General features: G+C 48.1%; 4 protein-coding genes and 1 pseudogene. All 5 read left to right on the top strand.

The annotated features are described in order from the left end of the window. The first annotated feature begins 303 nt into the window (after window positions 1–303). Complete coding sequence (locus ACOTX1_RS23600) at window positions 304–594, top strand: hypothetical protein (RefSeq protein ID WP_126497793.1); 291 nt, start codon at window positions 304–306, stop codon at window positions 592–594. Between the two features lie 571 nt (window positions 595–1,165). Continuing rightward, window positions 1,166–2,086: a transcriptional regulator TdcA gene (gene tdcA / locus ACOTX1_RS23595; protein ID WP_003862670.1), complete on the top strand. Its 921-nt coding sequence runs from the start codon at window positions 1,166–1,168 to the stop codon at window positions 2,084–2,086. A gap of 96 nt (window positions 2,087–2,182) precedes the next feature. Next, window positions 2,183–3,172 carry a bifunctional threonine ammonia-lyase/L-serine ammonia-lyase TdcB gene (tdcB, locus tag ACOTX1_RS23590; RefSeq protein ID WP_022651901.1) on the top strand — a complete coding sequence of 330 codons (990 nt, stop codon included), beginning with the start codon at window positions 2,183–2,185 and terminating at the stop codon, window positions 3,170–3,172. A 10-nt stretch (window positions 3,173–3,182) separates the two neighbouring features. Continuing rightward, a pseudogene (locus ACOTX1_RS23585) lies at window positions 3,183–3,860 on the top strand (aromatic amino acid transport family protein); the annotation flags it as partial. A gap of 31 nt (window positions 3,861–3,891) precedes the next feature. Beyond that, window positions 3,892–3,964, top strand: a 73-nt coding sequence (locus ACOTX1_RS23580) for a hypothetical protein (protein WP_223175615.1), incomplete at its 3' end; no start/stop codon positions are given.

Genomic DNA, 3,964 nt, shown 5'->3' with positions numbered 1-3,964 from the left:
GTTTAAACTCTGCGCTGAAATTTCTTTTTTTCATTATGACACCTGTGTTGTTCTGAGGTGAGCATATCACCTCTGTTCAGGTGGCCAAATTCAGTAAACCACTTCAGGCAGACAATCGTTTGATATAGAGAAAGTAATTGTCACCAGCTATCCTGAGCAGCCAGTCCTGAAAAACCGACATAAGCATCCCTCTGTTGTCTGAAAGTTCGAAGCTCAATTTTTCCACAGAAACGCAAGGGGAGCCAGCAAACTTTCCTTGATTAATTAAGTGAATAAGTGCAGGTGTGACTATCACGGAGCTAAATGCATATGAACACCCCAGGATGGATGCATCCCCAGCTCTTGGCATTTAATCCCTTGCAAGCAGATCGGCGTATCGTACACTTCAAATGGGATACAGAATGGGATACATTGTGGGCTACAACCCGCATTCCACCGCTTCTGGTGCTTGATTGCATGGGATACAAAGCTGACTTATCGGTCAGCTTCAACTTCTTACCAAACCCCGCTTCGGCGGGGTTTTTGCTTTCTGAAGGTTGCAGGCCGGGTAAGCGAAGCGCCAAACGACATCAATTCTCAATTTTGCGACGCTAAGCACGTTTCACTATTTGTTCGGCTGCGTGTTCCTCTCATCTGCTGCGCATGATCGTAATCACAAAATTTAACGCTATAAAATTAGAAAAATTTAGTGTTGAGCAGATGTTGTAAATGTTTAGTCAGTGATGCCGAATGTTATTCATTTGATAATTTAATATTGAATCTAAAAACATTCTTCTGGTGAATGTGTGATATATCCCACTCTTTGATCGGAAAGTGAATAAATACTCCTGATAAAGTTGATAAACCACAAAAATGTTTTAAAGGAATAATGGTGTTTTATTAACCTTTAATTGCCTGAAAGATAGCCTTTATTAATATTTTTAAGGCAAAAAAATTCACGCTGGTTATTGCCATAAAATAAATTTATTACCGCGTTTTTTATTGATCGATGTCAGCGTAAATGCGTATTTTTATTGTGATAAACATTTGATTTTTAAAGATATAAATAGTTTTCTGGTGCGACTGGAAACAGAGCGTCCTGGCAAATTGTGAGTAACAGCACATACCCCCTGAAACAATATTGGGTAGAATCCGCTGCGTCATAGGGAAATAAGCGCAGAATATTATGAATACTATTATTCTACCGAAAACTCAGCACCTCGTGGTATTTCAGGAAGTCATCAAAAGTGGCTCCATAGGTTCTGCTGCAAGACAACTGGGGCTGACGCAACCTGCCGTCAGCAAAATCATCAGCGACATCGAATCCTACTTTGGGGTGGAAGTGATGGTGCGTAAGAACACCGGCGTAAAACTCACTGCTGCCGGTCAGGTGCTGCTGTCCTACGCTGAGTCGATCACCCGCGAAATGAAAAACATGGTAAGCGAGATCAACAGCCTCAGTTTCAGTACCGTCATGGACGTCTCCTTCGGCTATCCGTCGCTGATTGGCTTCACCTTCCTGTCCGGGATGATCAAAAAATTCAAGGAAGTGTTCCCGAAGGCACGCGTCTCAATGTATGAAGCGCAGCTCTCTTCATTCCTGCCCGCCATTCGCGATGGCCGGCTGGATTTCGCCATCGGTACGCTGAGCGACGGGATGCAGCTTCAGGATCTTCACGTTGAGCCACTGTTTGAATCCGAGTTTGTGCTGGTGGCGAGTAAATCACGAACGTGCACCGGCCCGACCAGACTGGCATCGCTCACGCACGAGCAGTGGGTGATGCCGCAAACCGATATGGGCTACTACAACGAACTCCTGACCACCCTGCAAGACAACCACATCAGCATTGAAAACATCGTCCAGACCGATTCCGTCGTCACCATCTATAACCTTGTCCTCAATGCCGATTACCTGACGGTGATCCCCCGTGACATGATTGCGCCATTCGGCTCGGACCAGTTCATTGTCCTGCCGGTGGAAGATGAATTACCCGTGGCGCGTTATGCCGCCGTGTGGTCAAAAAATTACAGTATTAAAAAATCGGCGTCAGTATTAGTTGAACTGGCAAAACAATATTCGTCGATGAATACCGAAAAACGACGATAGAAATAATGATGATTTAAAACACCCGGAGCGACGCTTTTTAACGCTCTGTTACCCTGACTTTGCCTGAAAACAATGAATTATTATAACGAGGATATTATGCACATTACTTACGATCTCCCGGTGACCATTGAAGATATTCAGGACGCCAGAAAAAGACTGGCGGGAAAGATCTATAAAACCGGTATGCCGCGCTCAAATTATCTGAGCGAACGGTGTAAGGGTGAGATATTCCTGAAATTTGAAAATATGCAGCGTACCGGTTCGTTTAAAATACGTGGGGCGTTTAATAAATTAAGCTCGCTGACCGATGCGGAAAAACGCAAGGGCGTGGTGGCCTGTTCCGCAGGGAACCACGCGCAGGGGGTCTCTCTCTCTTGCGCCATGCTCGGCATCGACGGCAAAGTAGTGATGCCGATGGGCGCGCCGAAATCCAAGGTTGCCGCCACGCGCGACTACTCTGCCGAAGTGGTGCTACACGGCGAGAACTTTAACGACACCATCGCCAAAGTGAGCGAAATCGTCGAGATGGAAGGGCGCATTTTTATCCCGCCTTACGACGATCCGAAAGTGATCGCCGGTCAGGGCACCATCGGCCTGGAGATCCTCGAAGATTTATATGACGTGGATAACGTGATTGTCCCCATCGGCGGCGGCGGTTTAATTGCCGGTATTGCGACAGCAATTAAATCCATCAACCCAACTATCAATATTATCGGCGTGCAGTCTGAAAACGTGCACGGAATGGCGGCATCGTATCAGGCCGGTGAAATAACGAACCACCGCATTACCGGCACATTAGCAGACGGTTGCGATGTGTCTCGCCCGGGTAATTTAACCTTCGAAATTGTTCGTGAATTAGTCGATGACATTGTGCTGGTCAGCGAAGACGAGATTCGCAACAGCATGATCGCGCTTATTCAGCGAAATAAAGTGGTCACGGAAGGTGCTGGCGCACTGGCGTGCGCGGCGTTATTAAGCGGCAAGCTGGACCACTATATCCAGGGCCGTAAAACCGTCTGCATTATTTCCGGCGGCAATATTGATCTCTCCCGTGTTTCCCAAATTACCGGCTTCGTTGACGCATAAAGGATGACTTATGAGCAACACAGAAAGCATTATCGTTGGCCAGACAAAAACGTCCTCCTGGCGTAAATCTGATACCACCTGGACGCTCGGCCTGTTTGGTACCGCCATTGGCGCAGGCGTGCTGTTCTTCCCTATCCGTGCAGGCTTTGGCGGCTTGATCCCCATCCTGCTGATGCTGGTACTCGCGTTCCCGATTGCCTTTTACTGCCACCGCGCGCTGGCGCGTCTGTGTTTGTCCGGCAGTAACGTCTCCGGCAACATCACCGAAACGGTGGAGGAGCATTTTGGTAAGACCGGCGGGGTGGTGATCACCTTCCTCTACTTCTTTGCCATTTGCCCGCTGCTGTGGATTTACGGCGTCACCATTACCAACACCTTTATGACCTTCTGGGAAAATCAGCTCCAGATGCCTGCCCTGAACCGCGGCGTGGTGGCGCTGTTCCTGCTGCTGCTGATGGCCTTTGTTATCTGGTTCGGTAAAGACCTGATGGTGAAAGTGATGAGCTACCTTGTGTTCCCGTTCATCGCCAGCCTGGTGTTGATTTCTCTCTCGCTGATCCCGTACTGGAACTCGGCGGTGATCGACCAGGTTAACCTGAGCGATATCGCCTTCACCGGTCATGACGGCATTCTGGTCACGGTGTGGCTGGGGATCTCCATCATGGTCTTCTCCTTCAACTTCTCGCCGGCTTTGTTGAATAAATCGAACTTTTGCTGAGTTGAAGGATCAGATCACGCATCTTCCCGACAACGCAGACCGTTCCGTGGCAAAGCAAAAGTTCAAAATCACCA

Source organism: Enterobacter cloacae complex sp. IR5401 (assembly GCF_049238425.1).
Classification (GTDB): domain Bacteria; phylum Pseudomonadota; class Gammaproteobacteria; order Enterobacterales; family Enterobacteriaceae; genus Enterobacter; species Enterobacter hormaechei_C.
Note: the sequence above shows the minus strand (reverse complement) of the source record. Positions and strands in the feature narration are given on the sequence as shown.